At 37.2% G+C, this 18,282-nt stretch carries 19 protein-coding genes; 14 read left to right on the top strand and 5 right to left on the bottom strand.

From position 1 onward, the window contains the following. Window positions 1-232: 232 nt before the first annotated feature. Window positions 233-748, bottom strand: coding sequence for an acyl-CoA thioesterase (locus ACTBZY_RS20895; RefSeq protein WP_463048329.1), 516 nt, complete (start codon window positions 746-748; stop codon window positions 233-235). 386 nt (window positions 749-1,134) lie between these two features. Here ACTBZY_RS20895 and ACTBZY_RS20890 point away from each other — a divergent pair, with 386 nt between their 5' ends. The 8 genes from ACTBZY_RS20890 (at window position 1,135) to ACTBZY_RS20855 (ending at window position 6,373) form a co-directional block, all read left to right on the top strand. Next, window positions 1,135-1,782 carry a DUF1361 domain-containing protein gene (locus ACTBZY_RS20890; protein WP_463048328.1) on the top strand — a complete coding sequence of 216 codons (648 nt, stop codon included), beginning with the start codon at window positions 1,135-1,137 and terminating at the stop codon, window positions 1,780-1,782. Next, window positions 1,769-2,134, top strand: coding sequence for a diacylglycerol kinase family protein (locus ACTBZY_RS20885; protein ID WP_463048327.1), 366 nt, complete (start codon window positions 1,769-1,771; stop codon window positions 2,132-2,134). The genes ACTBZY_RS20890 and ACTBZY_RS20885 overlap by 14 nt, the downstream gene beginning before the upstream one ends. A 4-nt stretch (window positions 2,135-2,138) precedes the next feature. After that, window positions 2,139-2,771, top strand: coding sequence for a hypothetical protein (locus ACTBZY_RS20880; RefSeq protein WP_463048326.1), 633 nt, complete (start codon window positions 2,139-2,141; stop codon window positions 2,769-2,771). A 1-nt stretch (window position 2,772) separates the two neighbouring features. Continuing rightward, window positions 2,773-3,066, top strand: a complete 294-nt coding sequence (locus ACTBZY_RS20875) for a winged helix-turn-helix domain-containing protein (RefSeq protein WP_463048325.1) — start codon at window positions 2,773-2,775, stop codon at window positions 3,064-3,066. A 49-nt stretch (window positions 3,067-3,115) separates the two neighbouring features. Then, entirely contained in the window at window positions 3,116-3,889 is a 774-nt protein-coding gene (locus ACTBZY_RS20870; protein WP_463048324.1) for a ferritin-like domain-containing protein, read from the top strand. Window positions 3,890-3,896: 7 nt separating this feature from the next. Continuing rightward, on the top strand, window positions 3,897-4,277 hold the full coding sequence (locus tag ACTBZY_RS20865; RefSeq protein ID WP_463048323.1) for a ribosomal maturation YjgA family protein: 381 nt from the start codon (window positions 3,897-3,899) through the stop codon (window positions 4,275-4,277). After that, a complete protein-coding gene (locus tag ACTBZY_RS20860) occupies window positions 4,274-5,053 on the top strand; it encodes an oxygenase MpaB family protein (protein WP_463048322.1) in 780 nt (259 codons plus the stop codon). The genes ACTBZY_RS20865 and ACTBZY_RS20860 overlap by 4 nt, the downstream gene beginning before the upstream one ends. Window positions 5,054-5,197: 144 nt before the next feature. Continuing rightward, window positions 5,198-6,373 (top strand): AIR synthase related protein, encoded by a 1,176-nt coding sequence (locus ACTBZY_RS20855; protein ID WP_463048321.1) that lies wholly within the window; start codon window positions 5,198-5,200, stop codon window positions 6,371-6,373. Window positions 6,374-6,742: 369 nt separating this feature from the next. Here ACTBZY_RS20855 and ACTBZY_RS20850 read toward each other — a convergent pair whose 3' ends face one another. The 3 genes from ACTBZY_RS20850 to ACTBZY_RS20840 form a co-directional block, all read right to left on the bottom strand. Beyond that, window positions 6,743-8,515, bottom strand: coding sequence for a T9SS type A sorting domain-containing protein (locus ACTBZY_RS20850; protein WP_463048320.1), 1,773 nt, complete (start codon window positions 8,513-8,515; stop codon window positions 6,743-6,745). Next, complete coding sequence (locus ACTBZY_RS20845) at window positions 8,499-9,434, bottom strand: lysostaphin resistance A-like protein (RefSeq protein WP_463048319.1); 936 nt, start codon at window positions 9,432-9,434, stop codon at window positions 8,499-8,501. The genes ACTBZY_RS20850 and ACTBZY_RS20845 overlap by 17 nt, the downstream gene beginning before the upstream one ends. A gap of 153 nt (window positions 9,435-9,587) precedes the next feature. Further along, window positions 9,588-10,523 (bottom strand): lysostaphin resistance A-like protein, encoded by a 936-nt coding sequence (locus ACTBZY_RS20840; RefSeq protein ID WP_463048318.1) that lies wholly within the window; start codon window positions 10,521-10,523, stop codon window positions 9,588-9,590. A gap of 57 nt (window positions 10,524-10,580) precedes the next feature. Between ACTBZY_RS20840 and dusB the strand changes: the two genes are divergently transcribed. The 4 genes from dusB to ACTBZY_RS20820 all read left to right on the top strand — a co-directional run bounded on the left by dusB (window position 10,581) and on the right by ACTBZY_RS20820 (window position 14,774). Continuing rightward, window positions 10,581-11,609 (top strand): tRNA dihydrouridine synthase DusB, encoded by a 1,029-nt coding sequence (gene dusB / locus ACTBZY_RS20835; protein WP_463048317.1) that lies wholly within the window; start codon window positions 10,581-10,583, stop codon window positions 11,607-11,609. A gap of 18 nt (window positions 11,610-11,627) precedes the next feature. After that, on the top strand, window positions 11,628-12,611 hold the full coding sequence (locus ACTBZY_RS20830; RefSeq protein WP_463048316.1) for a TonB family protein: 984 nt from the start codon (window positions 11,628-11,630) through the stop codon (window positions 12,609-12,611). 104 nt (window positions 12,612-12,715) lie between these two features. Further along, window positions 12,716-13,324, top strand: coding sequence for a DUF6134 family protein (locus ACTBZY_RS20825; RefSeq protein ID WP_463048315.1), 609 nt, complete (start codon window positions 12,716-12,718; stop codon window positions 13,322-13,324). Between the two features lie 58 nt (window positions 13,325-13,382). Continuing rightward, window positions 13,383-14,774 carry a glycoside hydrolase family 140 protein gene (locus ACTBZY_RS20820; protein ID WP_463048314.1) on the top strand — a complete coding sequence of 464 codons (1,392 nt, stop codon included), beginning with the start codon at window positions 13,383-13,385 and terminating at the stop codon, window positions 14,772-14,774. On the opposite strand, the gene ACTBZY_RS20815 is transcribed toward ACTBZY_RS20820, so the two are convergent. Further along, complete coding sequence (locus ACTBZY_RS20815; RefSeq protein WP_463048313.1) at window positions 14,771-15,556, bottom strand: L-2-amino-thiazoline-4-carboxylic acid hydrolase; 786 nt, start codon at window positions 15,554-15,556, stop codon at window positions 14,771-14,773. The two genes, ACTBZY_RS20820 and ACTBZY_RS20815, sit on opposite strands and share 4 nt — an antisense overlap. 144 nt (window positions 15,557-15,700) lie before the next feature. Between ACTBZY_RS20815 and ACTBZY_RS20810 the strand changes: the two genes are divergently transcribed. Continuing rightward, window positions 15,701-16,984, top strand: a complete 1,284-nt coding sequence (locus tag ACTBZY_RS20810) for a serine hydrolase domain-containing protein (RefSeq protein ID WP_463048312.1) — start codon at window positions 15,701-15,703, stop codon at window positions 16,982-16,984. Between the two features lie 174 nt (window positions 16,985-17,158). Beyond that, complete coding sequence (locus tag ACTBZY_RS20805) at window positions 17,159-18,265, top strand: acyltransferase family protein (RefSeq protein WP_463048311.1); 1,107 nt, start codon at window positions 17,159-17,161, stop codon at window positions 18,263-18,265. Window positions 18,266-18,282 lie beyond the last annotated feature (17 nt).

The following is an 18,282-nucleotide window of genomic DNA, read 5'->3' as shown; positions in this document are numbered from 1 at the left end:
CTACTACGGAGCCATTTTATTTTAAATCCTTCACCGAGTAAACCGTATACCGAACGGGCGGTGAACCCTTTCTATCTCCCGATAGCTATCGGGAGAACTACGGAGCCATTTTATTTTTAATCCTTCACCGAGTAAACCGTAAACCGAACGGGCGGTGAACCCTTTCTATCTCCCGATAGCTATCGGGAGAACTACGGAGCCATCCTTATAATCTGCGTAAAGTTAAATGTTTTTAAAGTCCAAAAATAGCCTTTAATTCATTTGCTTCTGCGGGTTTCATTCTTCCCCCTAAAACCAGTCTTAATTGTCTTCTTCTTAAAGCCGCATCATAAGATTCCTTTTCTTCTTCAGTTTCTGGAATGGCCTCTGCTATTTCTATAGGTCTGCCAGATTGGTCTACGGCCACGAAAGTTAAAAAGGCGGTGTTGGTTTGAATTCTGGTGCCAGCAGGTATGTTTTCAGAGTACACTTTAACCATAACCTCCATAGAAGTATTAAATGCTCTAGTGACTTTCGCCTCTAAAGTAACCACGTCGCCTAAAGGTACTTTGCTTTCAAAAGATACATTATCAATAGAAGCTGTCACTACTATTCGGTTAGAATGCCTCTGAGCAGATATGGCACCTGCGATATCCACCATTCTCATAAGGTTCCCACCCATCAAATTACCTAAAGTATTGGTGTCGTTTGGCATGATCATTTGAGAATTGATAGCAAGGGATTCAGAGACTTTCTTGGGTTTTGGCATACGCTTGTTAATTTTCTGTCGCAAAGCTACCCGTTTTTAAAAGACCTGCTAAAGTTTATGGAGACAAAACGGGATTAATCCTGTGACTTTTTAAATTCTCTTAGTCTTAATAGCAAATAAGGGCAGAGATTAGATATTAATGGTTCGCTAAATCCTCATAAATAGTTGTTTTTGTCTCTTTATCCAATAAAATCAATTTCGTAGGTCATTTAACGAAATATGGTTGTCAACTTTTTTAAAACCCCTTTTAGATGACCGATATAGCCCTTCTTGAGTAATCAAGGGGGCTTTTGACTTTCCCTCAATCCCTTCATTTTATTTTGACCGTTTTGATTGCTTTTTAAAAGTGGTTTATAGTGCTTTGCAGTTCAAAGTACTTTTAATAAATGAATAAACGATCTATTAGTCGTCCTACCAAAAGTCTCCTGATGTTATCGGGACTTTGCTCCATTTTATTTTTAATACGATTCTTTCATACTTCTGAAATGCTGGGTTTTGGACTAATTTGGAATTTATTTTTAGCATGGGTGCCATTGTTTTTTGCCCTTGTGGCTAGAAGATATGTGAGAAATAAAAACCACATTTTGGCACATATATGTATTGGTTTTTGGCTTTTATTTTTTCCAAACGCTCCATATATAATTACGGATTTTGTCCATTTGAGTCACCTTACGGCATCTTTATGGTGGTTTGATTCCTTAGGGATTTTTATAACGGCCATGACTGGTCTCATTCTCGGAATATATTCCTTGAGCATTGTTCATCATCTTTTTGAGAAGTACTGGGGTGTGGCTGTAGCTTGGTTAATGGTATTTGGAAGTATTTTCTTGAGTGGCTTCGGCATCTATTTAGGAAGGTTTTCTAGGTTTAATTCTTGGGATTTATTCACGAACCCTGTTTTTCTTTTACAAAGCTCTATACAAGAGGCTTATAATCCGTTGGCGATCAAACTAACTTTGGTTTTTACCTTGGTTTTGTTTGTCTTATATGTTTCTTTTAGAATTTTAAATGTCAAGACAGATGAATATCATTAAAATGATAAAGAGCTTTGGCTATGCCCAAAAAGGGTTTAGCCATTTAATTCGCAGTGAAAATAATTTTCAGTTTCACTTTCTTGCAGCAGTTTTGGTGGTTGTTTGTGGATTCTGGCTTCAAGTGTCTCGGCTAGAGTGGGTTATTTTGGTTATTCAAATTGGTCTGGTTTTCTCAGCAGAAGCTTTTAATACAGCTCTAGAAATCCTTTGCGATGTGGTTTCGCCAGAATGGCATGAGAAAATTGGCAAAGTAAAAGATATAGCTGCAGCTGGAGTTTTAATCATTGCCGTCTTGGCCATTTTGGTGGCCATTTTGATTTTAGGAAATAGATTGATAACCCTTTATTTTTAACATCATGCAAGAACATTTAAATGACCTTAAGGAAATAAGAAGCCTGATGGAGAAGTCTTCCAAGTTTATTTCTCTCAGCGGACTTTCAGGAGTTTTTGCCGGTGTAGTGGCTCTGCTTTCTGCAGGTATTTTATACTTTAAAAAGGTGAGTTCCACAGGGTCTTATAAACTAAATGGTTTTTACATTGACAGAAACTCGGATTCTGGTTATTTGGAGTTTTTGTTTTTTTTAGCTCTTGTAACGCTGGTTTTGGCCATATCTGGTGGACTGTTTTGGACATGGCGAAAAACGAGTAAGTCTAGTCAAAAGCTATGGAATCCTTTGTCTCGCAAACTTGCCTTAAGTTTGGCTCTTCCGCTATTAGTTGGAGGTATTTTCGCAGTAGCCTTAGTGATGAATGGTTTGGTGAGATTGGTGCCTGGCACTACACTTATTTTTTATGGTCTTGCTCTTATAAATACTTCTCAGCATACCTATAGAGACGTCTATTACCTTGGTTTATTTGAAATTACCTTAGGGCTACTGGCCTTATTTGTTTTTGGTTATTCGTTGCTCTTTTGGGCTATTGGTTTCGGAGTGCTGCATATTGTCTACGGTATTAGTATGTATTATAAATACGATAGGAAGACTTTTTAATATGAATTTAGACAAATTCAATAAAGCTTTTGAGAATAAGGCCAGGCTCGGTATAATGTCGGTGCTGATGGTTAATGACGCCATCAATTTTAATGGTCTCAAAGAAATATTGGAGATGACCGACGGAAACTTGGCAACCCACCTTAAAGCTCTGGAAAAAGTCAAGTTTATTACCGTTACCAAAGAGTTTGTGAATAGAAAACCAAACACCACATATAGTGCTACCAAAAGTGGGAAAACGGCTTTTGAAGAACATTTAGCGGTGCTAGAAGCCTTCATAAAAAGGAATACTTAATTTTTTTTGTACATATACTTTGAAATACAAAGTACTTTTTAATGTGAAAATGAAAAGAAAAACAACCAAAGAATGGGTGGAATATTTCCAAGATAATGCTACCCATAAAAGAATTGATTGGCGAATTGAGGCCAAAGTGACGGGAGAAGAAAGAGACCTAATTATCAAATCGCTTAAAGCTTGGCAATTGGGCGAAACTTCAGATGGGCACAACCTCATTAATGCCACGAAAATATATGCGGATAGGATTCAAGATTATGATTACCTCTATGCCATCAAGCTCTTTATTAAAGAAGAACAGAAGCATGGTAATAATTTAGGAAGATATCTAGATCTGATTGGCGAAAGCCGCATAACTTTCAACTGGGGTGATCATTTTTTCAGAAAAGTGAGAGGGTTCAATACCAATTTGGAAATCTGGACGATTACCGTGCTCATTGTAGAAACAAATGCCCAGCTATATTATGAGGCAGTTCGTAAGTCTATTCACTGTCCGCTTTTAAAAACTATTTGTAAGGATATTTTAATTGATGAGGCAGCTCATATCAAGTTTCAAACAGAATGTTTAGCCACCTATCTAGACCAAAATGCGGTTTGGAAGAAATGGACTAGAAAGCTTATCTATCATATCTTCTTTTATGCTATTAGTATGGCTGTTTGGATTGGTCATCATAAAGTTTTTGGTAAAGCTGGCTATACTTTTAAGACTTACCTAGGTAAGGCCAAATACAAGTTTAATGAAATTACTCATGCTCTTTTCAATGCTCCTGTGTCACAAATAAGTCACCTGGCTAAGCCTATCCTCGCTACCTCAAACATATAAATTTAAAATGATCATATTTCGCTTAAACTATTTCCTGCTCTTTATCACCATTTTTTTGATAGAGGTGTTTATTGCACTTTATGTCCATGACAGTTTTATTCGACCATTTTTCGGAGATTTTTTGGCGTCCATTTTAGTTTATTTGGGTCTGAAGAGCATACTAAAAATGTCTGTTAAATTTGCCACGGTTTTCAGTTTGTTATTGTCCTATTTGGTAGAAGTACTTCAATATTTCAATTTCTTGGAATGGGCCGGTTTACATAGTCATAAGTTTTTCAGAATTGTCTTAGGAACATCTTTCTCTTGGGAAGATATCTTGGCTTATTCTTTAGGAATTGTTCTCGTGTTGCTCATAGAAAACTATTCAAACCTAAATCCGTCAAAATGAATTTCGTAGCTAAAGATTCTATAGTAAGAGAGATTTGGGGAAGTTCAGATACGCTCCTTTTTGTTTTTGCTGGTGCGGCGGCTGAGTTTTCTCTCAATAAATCTGTTGATTGGCTCTATTTTACTGGAAAACTCCCGAAAGACCCCATTGGAAGATTATTTTCAACGGTCAGTTATGCCCAAGATATTCTTTTCTCAGACGAAGAAAATGCTCTGAAAACCATCGATAAGATGGTTGAAATTCACGGGCACGTGGAAAATGCTAGAGGTATGAAAATTCCTGACTGGGCTTTTAGAGATGTTTTGTACATGCTTATTTATTATTCTATTGCAGCTTTTGAGCTACTGCATCGAGCATTAAGCCTTCAAGAGAAACAAGAGGTTTTTGACGTTTTCTATAGACTTGGCCAAAGGATGAAATTAAAGACTTTGCCCAAAACATATTCCGATTGGCTCATAAGCAGAAAAGAGCATCTTGAAGGAAACTTGGTCGAAAGTGATTTGAGTATAGACCTATACGGTCAATATAGAAGGAGTTTAGGCCTAGTGAGGTATACTTTACTTTTAGAGACGCAAAAGGCCCTTGTTCCAGATATAATTTATAGGATGCTAGGCTTTAAAGTCATAAAGATGATTCATCCAGCACTTATTTTTTATAAAATTTTCAGATACTTTAGATGGGAAAGATATCTCAAATTAATTCTTCTGCCTTCCGCATATAAAGAGCGGATTCTAGCATTGGACCATATTGAGAACGTTCGAGATGATGATAAATAAGTCACTGTCACGTCAATAGGTTTTTAAAAAGAAAATTTTGTCTATTATTTAAATCAATTAAAACAGATTCAAATAATAGAATTTCAAAACTAATTACCATCTATTTTATACCTTTACCCGCAGAATCAAAAAACTACTTTACCCATGACCGATAGGTACATGCAAAGAGGCGTTTCGGCTTCAAAAGAAGACGTACACAAAGCCATTGAGAAATTAGACAAAGGCTTATTTCCAAAAGCATTTTGTAAAATATCGCCTGATACTTTAGGGGGCGACCCTGAATATTGCAATATCATGCATGCGGATGGGGCCGGAACCAAGACTTCTTTGGCTTATCTGTATTGGAAAGAAACCGGTGATTTGAGTGTATGGAAGGGTATTGCACAGGATAGTATCATCATGAATACAGATGATTTACTATGTATTGGAGCTACCGGACCTATCCTGATGTCGTCTTCCATTGACAGAAATAAAGGCAAAATCCCAGGTGAAGTTATCTCTGAACTCATTAATGGTGGCGAGGAAGTATTAGAAATGCTACGTGATAATGGCGTGGAAATATACAGCACAGGTGGAGAAACAGCGGATGTAGGAGATTTGGTGAGAACCATTACGGTGAACACCACAGTAATTGGAAGAATGAAACGTTCTGATGTTATTTCTAACGATAATATCAAAGCTGGAGATGTGATAGTGGGCTTAGCTTCTAATGGTCAGGCTACTTACGAAACCGAATATAACGGCGGTATGGGAAGCAATGGGCTTACTTCTGCTAGGCATGATGTTTTAGAGAATATTTATGCAGAGAGGTATAAAGAAAGTTTTGACCCTAGTATCCATAGTTCTTTAGTTTACTCAGGAAGTAAACAACTTACAGATAAAATTACGGTAGAAACTGGAGAGCAAATCTCTGTGGGGAAACTGATTCTTTCACCTACCAGAACGTATGCTCCAGTGGCTAAAAAGTTGTTGGAAGAATTGAAAGGTAAAATTAACGGAATGGTACATTGCTCTGGTGGAGCACAGACCAAAATCCTTCATTTTATAGATAATCTTCATATCATCAAAGACAATATGCTTCCTGTTCCACCACTTTTTGAATTGATTCAAAAAGAAAGTGCTACCAGCTGGCAAGAGATGTATAAGGTGTTCAATATGGGTCACCGCTTGGAAGTTTACTTGCCTAAAGAACATGCTCAGAAGGTGATAGATATTTCAAAATCTTTCAATATTCACGCACAGATAGTGGGTAGAGTAGAGGCGTCGGAAACGAAGAAATTGACCATTTCAAGTCAGTTTGGCGAATTTGAATATGCTTAGTTCAGTGGAGTTCTTGCTGTTTTGTAATAGCCTTTAAAGTTTAAAGTATTTATTTGAGGTATCCTGCTTCTGTTAAGTATTAAGGCATGACTCATTTATCTTAATGACTCTTTTTTAGCGATGTTATTTGTTGGTTTGCTTTTCCGAACCGGTAATGTTTTTATAAAGGAGAAGGCATTTAAATGATATATCTGTATGAGTAAGAAGGTGTTCATGGGTTTTCAAATATGCATTCATGTTTTAATTACTTAACACAAATCGTTATTTGCATTGAACACTTTTCAGGAAAGTACTCATAGTCTTTTATCCGTTTACTACTTATGTGTAGTGTCCTATGTTTCCTAATATTTATTTAATTGTAAATAAGATTTACTGATTAAATATAACTTTCTGAGATGCATTCGAAGACATGTTTTTCAAAATGTAGGTACCTTGAGAGGGTTTTGGGATATAAATTTCATAATTAAATGGGTCAGCTACGAACATTTTAAACTTGACAGCCTTCCCATTTAAATCAAAAAGTTTTAACACTGGGGTTTTGTCTCTTTCAGAACGTACTAAGCGTATATTAAAAGTATTGCCATTTACAGGATTTGGATATACTTCAAGACCTGAGCCATCATCCGAACCTGGTATTGCAATCCAATAGCTACAATCACTAAACTCGGAGGCATGAAATTTTTCATTCTCGATAGACCGTATATTCAAAGTTACGGCATTATTAATGAACTCGTTAATAATTAGAGTTCCGTCTTTATAGGTGGCATCACCACCCTCAATGCTTGCTTCTAGTTGATTATGATAAGGGTTATGAACTTCAATTTGTTTGTTCAAAGGAAGGTCACTCGGTAAATTCCAAAAAATCGGATGGTCACAGTTTCTAATATAAAAATTGGAGCTTGACTTATTAACAGTAATTGTTACTTCTTGGGAGGGGCTACGGTTTTCCGTAGTGTTTCCTATTACTTTAATACTTCCGGCAGTGTTAAAAAATTCCGTGTCGTTTGAAATATAACCAGGCCCTTCAATCTTGAAATTTGGAGGTGTTGAACTATTTGTTTCATATTCCAGGACATGAAATTTTGATAAATATTCATAACGCTTCACAGGTTGGAATAAGTCTAGGTAGATTAAGCCATCCTTTAGTTTACGGACGCCAGATTTATCCAAGGCATAGAAATTTGTGTCTATTTGAATAAAGTCATATGTATCATGTCTTATTTGTACCTGATTATCCGTGGATTTCCAAGGTTGACCGAAAAATGAAAGTCCATTATCCATTTGTTTTATACTTCTGAATTTAATACCAGTATGTAACTTTGTTGTTTCTGCTTTACCAATTTCAAAACAGTTGAAATAAGAACCACCCTCGCCATAATTTGAAACTTCAAGTATGAAGTTTTCTGAAGTATTTTTAGGCATAACTTTAAAAAGAAGAGGGCCATAAGGAGGTAGTTCAAGCTTAAGAAATAGTTCTCTTGTAGAAATAGGGTTCAGGGCATAATCTAAAAATAGGGCTTTTGTACTTTTAAACTGCTCTCCAGTTACCACCAAACAAATTGTTTTTTTGGTGAAAGCAATCGAAACTCTCTCAGTGTTAGCGTCTAAACGGAATTCATTTTTCAATGCTCCATTAAATAGATGCTTACTAAGAATAGCATTGTTTAAAGTGTCATGATAGTAAAGCTCTGTGGTGTATGGATTTATGCCGAGTATTGGTAAAGAATCGAGCTTAGGATTGTAGGAAAGAAAAGTGAGTGATTTTACATTGAAAGGCGTTAAATAGTGCCCACTTTTAAAAATCAAATTGTCGTTTATTAGACCTAGGTAATTGACATGATCTTGATTTTCATTTATTAAGAAATCGTGGAAATACAGTTCTTCTTTATCTATTGTATAAATACCAAAAGCCTGAAATTGACCAAGACTAAATCCAATGGCAGTGGGTGAATTCTTGAATGTTTTGTCAAGATTATTATACCCAACGAAAAAAGAAGAATCGTTGAGTTTATAAATACGCTCTGAAAAATAACCTTGTTTATTAGGAATAAGATAACTGCTATCCACTCCAAAAGACTGACTATAAGCGGAATTTTGGCTACCAATAATTAGAATAAATAATATACTAAGAAATACTTTCATCCTGCTGCTTCCTGAAAAACCAAATAAGCCCACCCGTCAATACTAAAGAAGCAATGACCACAGGCATTGGGAATGTTTCTAGTTCTTCTAAATCGGTGCTGATAGCTCCTGTGTGAGAAAGGTAAAACATAACTACGGCAAAACCATTATTGAAAATATGAGCGACTATGGGCACCCAAATATTTCCTGTCCAGAAATAGAAATAGCCCAATAAAGCACCTAACATAAGCCTTGGTAAAAATCCATAAAACTTCATGTGAATGGCGGAAAAGATAATGGCCGCGACCCAAATAGCAGCATGAGGATTATTCAAACCTTTATAAAGTTTTCGCTGAATAAGACCTTTAAAAATAAGTTCTTCACCCACACCGGCCACTATCGCAATTACGATTAAACCCACCAGCATTTTGATTAAGCTGTCGAAGGTGGTTAAAAAGGAGGTGATTTGGCCCAATGAGCTTTCCTTATTTCTAAAGAAAGCCTCTAGTCCTGCTAAACTTACGGGAAACCTCATTCCTTCGTTTAGTTCCTTTAGCCAGCCATTAAGTGGTAGAAAAGCTAATTGAGTAAGAATTATTAAAGTAAAAACCACAGGTTTAGGAAGAGCCTTGAAGTTTAACTCTGACAACTCCTTTTTCTCTATCACTCTCCAATAGAACACTCCAGCAGCAATTAATGTGATAACCGCTGCCACACCTTGGCCAAGCATCAAAGCCCACCATCCAGATTCGGACGCCATAAGAGCTCCGTTGATATTGCTCAAATTTTCAAAGCCAATTCCGCCTACGAAAATCATCACAAAGGTCGCCGTAATATTACCAATTACCATTGCCAAAAGCAGTATACCAACGATAATAAGTATGCTTGATAGAGCTGGTTTGTCTGATCTTAATTTGATTAGAATGGAATTGAAATCCATGTTTTGAGCTTATTTTGAAGTGAATTTGTAACCTCAACAAAAGTAGTAGACTTATTTCATCTAACTTTATTGGGTATAAGGTACGAGCTATCTAATCCAAAAACCTGACAATAGGTTTGGTTTTGGCTACCAATAATTAGAATAAATAATATACTAAGAAATACTTTCATCCTGCTGCTTCCTAAAAAACCAAATAAGCCCGCCAGTCAATGCTAAAGAAGCGATCACTGCAGGAATTGGGAAAGTTTCTAATTCTTCTAAATCGGTGCTGATGACGCCTGTGTGCGAAAGGTAAAACATCACCACCGCAAAACCATTATTGAAAATATGAGCGACTATGGGTACCCAAATGTTTCCTGTCCAGAAATAGAAGTAACCAAATAGGGCACCAAGCATTAATCGTGGTAAAAAGCCATAAAACTGCATGTGAATAGCAGAAAAAATAAATGCCGCCACCCAAATAGCTAAATGCGGATTATTTAACCCTTTATATAGTTTACGCTGAATTAATCCTCTAAAAATAAGTTCTTCACCCACGCCGGCTACCACCGCAATGACAATAAGACCTACCAACATTTTAATGAAGCTGTCGAAAGTGGTCAGGTACTTTGTGACTTCTGCTAAAGAGTCCTCCATGTTTTTAAAGAATGCTTCCAATCCTGCCAAACTCTCAGGAAATTTCATGCCTTCATTGACTTCCTGTAGCCATCCATTAAAAGGTAAAAAGCATAGCTGAATTAAAATGACCAAAACGAAGATTCCGGGTTTTGGCAAACTTTGGAAACTGAGTTCAGAAAGTGGTTTTTTCTCTACCACTCTCCAGTAAAATACACCTGCAGCCACAAAGGTTATCAATGCCGCAACACCTTGCCCAAGCATAAGAGCCCACCATCCAGAATCAGAGGACATGAGTGCTCCGTTAATATTACTCAAATCATCCATGCCAATCCCACCTACCACAATCATCACAACGGCTGCGGCAATATTGCCAACAACCATAGCTAAAAGCACTACTCCAATGATGATTAGAATGCTAGAAAGAGCTGGTTTGTCGGACTTTAATTTCTCAAGGATGGAATTGTATCGCATGTTTTCAGGTTATTTTGGTGTAAATTTGCGGCTTAATACACAAAATACCTAAACTGTTTGGTCAAAATAGGCAACATAGAACTCGGTGAATTTCCATTGCTACTGGCTCCCATGGAAGATGTAAGCGACCCACCTTTCAGACAAGTCTGTAAGGAAAATGGGGCGGATATGATGTACACGGAGTTTATTTCTTCAGAAGGTCTTATTAGAGACGCTTACAAAAGCCGTCAAAAGCTAGATATTTTTCCCTATGAAAGACCGATTGGTGTTCAGCTTTTTGGCTCTGATGTGGAGACCATGGCAGAGTGTACCAGAATTGCTGCGGCGGTAAATCCAGATTTAATTGATATCAATTACGGTTGCCCTGTTAAAAAGGTAGCATGTAAAGGAGCGGGTGCGGCATTGCTGCAAGACATCCCGATGATGGTCAAAATGACAGAAGCCGTAGTGAACGCTACGGACTTGCCCGTAACGGTCAAAACGAGATTAGGCTGGAATGATGAAACAAAGAACATTGAAGAGGTTGCAGAAAGACTTCAAGATGTAGGAATTAAGGCTTTGACCATTCATGGGCGTACAAGAGCTCAAATGTATAAAGGTGAAGCCGATTGGCGATTGATTGCCAAAATCAAGGAGAACCCAAGAATTAACATTCCTATTTTCGGAAACGGAGACATTGATTCGCCAGAAAAAGCTTTAGAGTATAAAAATAGATACGGTATTGATGGTATCATGATTGGCCGTGCGGCCATAGGGTATCCATGGATATTTAATGAGATAAAACATTACTTCGCTACGGGTGAAAATCTACCTGCACCGAGCATGAAGCAAAGAGTAGATGCCTGTAGACAGCATTTGAAGTTCTCTATAGAATGGAAAAATGAACGTTTGGGTATCTTAGAAATGAGACGTCATTATTCTAATTATTTCAAAGGCTTACCTCATTTTAAAGAACACCGAATGAAGCTAGTTCAAAGTCTAGAGCCAGAAGAATTGTTTTCAATCTTGGATGACGTTTTAGTAGAATTTGACGGTTATTTCTTGGAAACCAAAGCTAAAAAAGTTGACTACGCTGGGGTAGACTGATTGATTAAAAGTATTTATATGAGATTAGTGTTAGTATTTCTTATCATTCTATTTGCTTACAATTCAAATGCTCAATATACAGGTAACTTTAGCTACTCTTCAGCTGAGTTTACTTATAAATATATTGACTTTATAGATAGTACTGAGACCATAATTAGACCTTGGTATCATTATGTGGTGACAGAGAAAAATGGAAGCTATATTTTGCGACAGTTTGAACCTGAAACTCTTAAGTTGTTGTCAAAAGTTACTTTTCTTGATGTAGGTTTGAGAGTGAAAAATGGAGCATCAATTGAACTTTTCCCTAATACTATTCATATTGGGAACTTTCAGGATAATAAGAAAGTAGGTCTTTGGAGAACACTGAATAAGAAAGGAAGTACAATCGGTAAGCAGTTTTTTGGAAAAAACGGAATGGATGGGAATTATTCTCTGTGGTACGATGATGGAGTCCTGAAAAAGAAGACTAAATACTTAGGAGGTAAGAAAAATGGAAAGGCTACAGAGTTTTATTCAAATGGTCGGCTTAAAGTTGAATCTAATTATCTCAATGATGAGCTTGATGGAGAGTATCTTGAATATGATTCTACTGGAAGATTGGAAACTCAGGCGGTTTATAAAAACGACGAGGTGGTGAAGTATTTAGTTGGCAAAGAGCTTGAGCAGATTGACGCTTTACCTAATTTTGAAGGTTGTAAAAGTAAATCTGAAGAGCGTTTTAGAAAATGCCAAATGGATAAGATGTACAAACACCTTACTGATTTGATAATTTATCCTCCAGATGCAGAATATTATGAAATGCAAGGTAGGGTTTTTGTGAAGTTTAAAGTCGATAAAGAAGGTGGTGTTAGTGATATAGAGATTATTAAAGGACTTTCACAAGGTATGAATAATGAAGCTATTAGGATTGTAGAAAGTATGCCTAAATGGATTCCTGGAAGGCATAATGACAAAATAGTCCCCGTATATTATACACTGCCAATTGTTTACTCTCTTAATTGATTTTTCCTTTGGATATAATATTTATGTCATATTAACCAAAGCCAAGAAAGTGGATTATGCAGGTGTGGACTAATCTAAAATGTTTTTTCTTACGTAGCTTCTTTGTGAATAAACTATTCCTTACATTTTTCGTTTTTTTCTCCTTACATGGCTTCTCCCAAACCAGAGAGTATGCTGTAAAAGTAGTAGGCATTAGGGTGGGGACTATATATGCCACTCAAAAAAAGGTGGCAGACCAATTTACCTATGAACTTTCCAGTAAAGTGGATGTCAACTTCCTCGTGTATAAATTAAAAGTGGATTATCACGTTCTTTCGGTTTTGTTAGACGGGGAACTACAGAGCTCTGTGGTAAAAGTGGCGTCTAATAAAGGCAATTTTTTAACAGATACTCAAAAGGCCAACGAGGGTTATCATGTGAAATCTATTCAGCACGAGAAAAAGGTCAATAAGAAAATAGCCAAAGAAATTTCAAGCACTTTTGCAAGTATATATTTTAATGAACCCAAAAATGGAGATAGAGTTTATGCAGAATATTATGCCGACTTTATAAATATCACCAGACCCTCCAAGGATTACTATCAAGGCGTACTACAAGATAATATCGACCAGTATTATTACGAAAACGGTGAGTTGATGAAGATTGTGAAGAAGAACAAGATCACGGATATGGTGATTGAATATCAAAGTCCTTCAAATAAAATTACGAAGTAAAGGCTTCTAAATATGTCGCTTGGGATTATCTTAGCATTTGATGAAACCCAACAATTATATGCGATTCCTTCTAATTACGTGTTTATTTATTTCTACCCAATTATTTGCTCAGTTACCAAAACTTAAAGTTTCTGAAAATCATCGTTTTCTTCAAACGGAAGAGGGTAAGCCATTTTTCTGGACAGGAGATACGGCTTGGGAGTTACTACATAAGCTTAATTATGAGGAGGTAGATTATTACTTCAAAACAAGGGCTGAACAAGGATTTAATATTGTTCAAACCGTATTTCTGGCTGAATTAGACGGCATTGACTCACCGAATGCCTTGGGGCAAAAGCCTTTGAACTCCATAAACCCCATTAAACTTAATGTTTCTTATATCAATCATGTAAGAACGGTTTTAGATAAGGCGGCAGAAAATGGTTTGTATGTGGCTCTTTTGCCTACTTGGGGAGATAAACTGTTTAAAGACAATTGGGGAAAAGGCCCAGAAATTTTCAATAAAGAAAACGCATTTGAGTACGGAAAACTTTTAGGCCTTCATTTGAGAGATAAAACAAATATCGTTTGGGTATTAGGCGGTGATAGAACGCCAAGAGCAAACACAAAAGATGTAGAAGTTTGGAGAGCCATGGCAAATGGTATAAAAGAGGGTTTGGGGATTTTTGTAGATGGTATTTTTACATTTCACCCTCAACCGGCAGAACCGGGAGGCTCTTCAAATTGGTTTCATAATGATGATTGGTTGAGTTTTAATATGCATCAAACCGGACACTGTCCAAATGAACTTACGTATAAGAAAATAAGCCATGATTATAACTTAGAACCTATAAAGCCAACCATAGATGCTGAGCCGCTTTACGAAGACCATCCAAATTGTTTCAATGCTAAAAAGTTGGGATATAGTCTTCCACAGGATATTAGGAAAATGATGTATTGGAATGTTTTTGCTGGAGCATTCGGGCAAACTTATGGTTGTCACGACGTTTGGCAAATGTATGACGAAAGTAAAGGATTAGGCGTTAATGGTCCACTCAGACCTTGGAAACAAGCTTTAGATTTGCCCATGGCTAATCAAATGAAACATCTAAAGAATTTGATGTTATCGAGACCCTTTTTTGATAGAATCCCAGATCAAAATTTAATTGAAGGAGAGCAATCAGATGATGAGAATTATGCCATTGGAACCAGAGATGAGTCGGGGACTTATGCCTTTATTTATTCCCCTACAGGAAAAACGGTAAATATCAATACCAAGAATTTAAGAGGACAAAACTTGAGAATCTGGTGGTACGATGTAAGAACTGGAGCTTCTTTTATGCTCGGGAATACCGTTAATTATGGTTCTTTCTCTGCGGTACCGCCATCTGCAGGAAAAGGGAATGATTGGGTGATGGTCATAGACGACGCATCAAAAGGATATGGTAAACCTGGAATTTCGGCTTATTAAATTTTCTTGAATCTGAAATCGCATTTGCTGGCACCTGTGGCTATGGTGCCAGTTCTCACCAGTTCCAAACCCGCAAGGCTAGAAGTTAGTTTGTCTACTTCGCAAAGTATGGAGGCGTATTGGTAGGCTTGATGGTTTTGGAATAATTTACAAATGCCACACTCTAAAATATCAATACCATATCCGAAGCCCAAGGTTTCGTTTTTGTCTGTAGTTATGTTCGCCACAAAACCATTTTTATCGGCAGCTACACTTACTTTCCTTTTCATTCTTTCAAGAATAAGCCTAGAAAGGGGAAGCTCAATAAGTTTAGGTTGAATAATTTTTATCCACTTATGAATCCTGTTTTTAGGTTTCACATAAGCTTTGGCTATCTGCAAGCACAATTCTCTGATTCGCTCAAAAGACTCTCCTCTCTTTTCTAAGACCTTTATGGTGGCCAAGAAGTAACCCGAAAAAAGCAGTCTTTTATCCATTGGATTTGTGGCTTTTAGAGCAAACTTGGTGTCGGTTGCTATGAGGCTATTGCTCTTTTCTATTTTCTCTATAATTTCTTTAAACTCATCAGGGTAAGCCTCTTCCAGTACTTTCTTGAAGTATCTTCTGTAGTTGTTGGTCAGGTAGATAATGGCGATTGTGGCTGCGATGGTATCTGCAACTGGAAAGAGCAATAGAAACCAATAAGACCAAAACCCCGAATAATATAATAAGGCAGTAATCGTCCATTTTGAGGCCATAAAAAGCAATCCATATTGGACTGTTTTTTTTACCTTGGTTTTCATTCTATTCGTCATAAAAGGCTCTTAGGGTGGGTAAAGGTAGTATTAAGTTTTTAGAAATGCCTTTTAGTACTAAAATGGTATAAGCTTAATTAGTTATAGTGTTTTTAAAGTTCTTATTTTTGGTAATATTCAATACCCATATTCATGAAAAAAACACTCCTATTATTAATATTCATTTCTTCATTTGCCTTTGGGCAAACCGCCTCTATCCAGCACAGTGAACCACTTATGGTTGCAAAACCGGAGTCGGTAGGTTTATCTTCTGAGCGGTTGAACCGGATAGATGCCATGATCAATAGAGCCATTTCAGAAAATCTTATTCCAGGAGCGGTAGCCATCATTGCCAAGGACGGAAAAATAGTTTATCACAAGTCCTTTGGACAGTCGGACGTAAAAGAGAAAAAGAGTTTTGAAAACAACAGTATTTTCAGGATTGCCTCTCAGTCCAAAGCCATCACCACCACTGCCATGATGATGCTTTGGGAGCAAGGTTACTTTTTCTTAGACGATCCCGTTTCCAAGTTTATTCCAGCGTTTAAAAACCCAACACTTATCGACAGGTTCAGTATGGCAGATAGCTCTTATACGACCAAGCCTGCAGGGAAAGAAATGACTATAAGACAGCTGATAAATCATACTTCTGGTTTAGGATATGGCATAATAGATGGCGATGAGCAATTCAAAGCCATTTATAAAAAGGCAGGTGTCACAGATTTGTTTACCACAGAGGCAGTGACTATTGAAGAAAGTGTTCGGAAATTAGCCAAACTACCCTTGCATCACATGCCCGGAGAAAAGTATGTATACTCCGAAGGAATAGATGTTTTGGGTTATTTGATTGAAATTATTTCGGGTGAAAAGTTAGACCAATATTTCACAAACCATATTTTTAAACCTTTAAAAATGAACGATACCTACTTCTATTTGCCTACCAATAAGGCAAGCAGGCTAGTGGAGGTTCAAACTAAGAAGGCCGAAAAATGGGTGCCTTTTACCGATACATTTTATGATGTAAATTATCCTAAGACGGGAGCCAAAACCTTCTTTTCTGGAGGTGCAGGTCTTTCTAGTACCGCTTTAGATTATACCACATTTTTACAGATGTATCTTAACGGAGGTGAACTAAATGGTATGCGTTTACTTTCGAGGAAAACCGTAGAATTTATGCTTCAAAATCAGGTCGGAGACTTGTTTGGTAGCGATGCTGGTTTTGGTTTAGGTTTTTCAATTCTAAACGAAAAAGGAGCAACGGATGGTGGCAAAGGTAGCGAAGGCACTTTTCGTTGGGGAGGCTACTTTAACACACAGTATTTTGCCGACCCTAAAGAAAAGATCATCGGTATTATCATGAAGCAGACGCAGCGTGTAGGAGGAGATTATACGGGGGATATGTTCAGGCAAATGGTTTTTCAGGCCATAGATAATTAGGGGCTTACCCCAAGGGTCGGGCTATCCGCTATATCTTTTTTTTCTTAACACTAATCCAGCCGCACCAAAAAAGGATGCCGCTGCTATCCCTAAGCCAAAACGCTGTATGATAGCTATAGCTAGACATTTACATTCATTAAGCAACCAATGTGTGGATAACGACATCCATGAGCAATGAAAGAAAAATCACGTCGACACGACATTGACAGGATAAGGGTTATCGTCTTCGATATCCTCATCTTTTATCACGTAGGAATGCTCTTTGTAGCGTGGGATTTCCATTTGAAAAATAATGTCATTGTAGACTGGATTAAATGGCCAATGATTTTTGTGAATCAATGGCGTTTGCCTATACTCTTTGTAGTTTCTGGAATTGGGACGAGCTATGCGTTGGCACAAAGAAGTGTGGGTCAGTTTACCCTAGAAAGGTTTAAGCGGCTTTTTATTCCTTTGGTCATGGGGATATTGTTCATTGTCCCACCTCAGGTCTATCTGGAGCGTATTTATAATGGAACAGACTATAAAAATTTCTTCGATTTTTACCCTTCTGTTTTTAATACTGGGGCATATCCTGATGGGAATTTCAGTTGGCATCACTTATGGTTTTTGCCTTATTTATTTTTAATGTCTTTGGCGGCTTTGCCGCTGTTTCTTTGGATGAGAAAAGAGGGAAACAGAATGGTTTTGTTTCTGAAAAGTGTCATTGGTAAGAGAAACGGACTGATATACTTGTTCGCTATTCCTTTAATATTGGTCGACCTTTTTTTAGAAGGAGATTACCCCATTACACACGCTTTGGTAGGAGATTGGTATGCTTTAACATGGTTTTTTACGCTATTCATATTCGGTTTTCTGCTGGTAAGATTGGATGAAGTTTTTTGGAAAACTTTGGAGAAACTTCGTTTTGTTTCCCTAGTGATAGGCATGATGGCCTTACCATGCCTAGTTTGGCTTTGGTATAACCTCGACCCTAGTTTTTGGATACCTATTGCCCGTCAGATAAACTGTTGGGCTTGGATATTGACCATTTTTGGTTTTGCTTCTAGGTATCTTAATAAACCTAGCAAAACCTTGACTTATAGAAACAGGGCTGTGTATCCTTTTTATATTTTACACCAAACTATCCTTATGTTGATAGCCTTTTATTTGGTAGACCTCGATGTGCATTATGGTTTCAAAATGGTCGCCTTAGTGTTAGGCACGTTTGGGTTTACTTGGCTTATTTATGAATTTGTAATTAGAAGGCTAAAGTTTCTTCATCCTTTATTTGGACTAAAATAAGCTCAATAAGTTTTAGC

The organism is Arcticibacterium sp. (assembly GCF_055134445.1).
The sequence above is the reverse complement of the archived record's forward strand: the minus strand, read 5'-3'. Positions and strand labels throughout refer to the sequence as shown.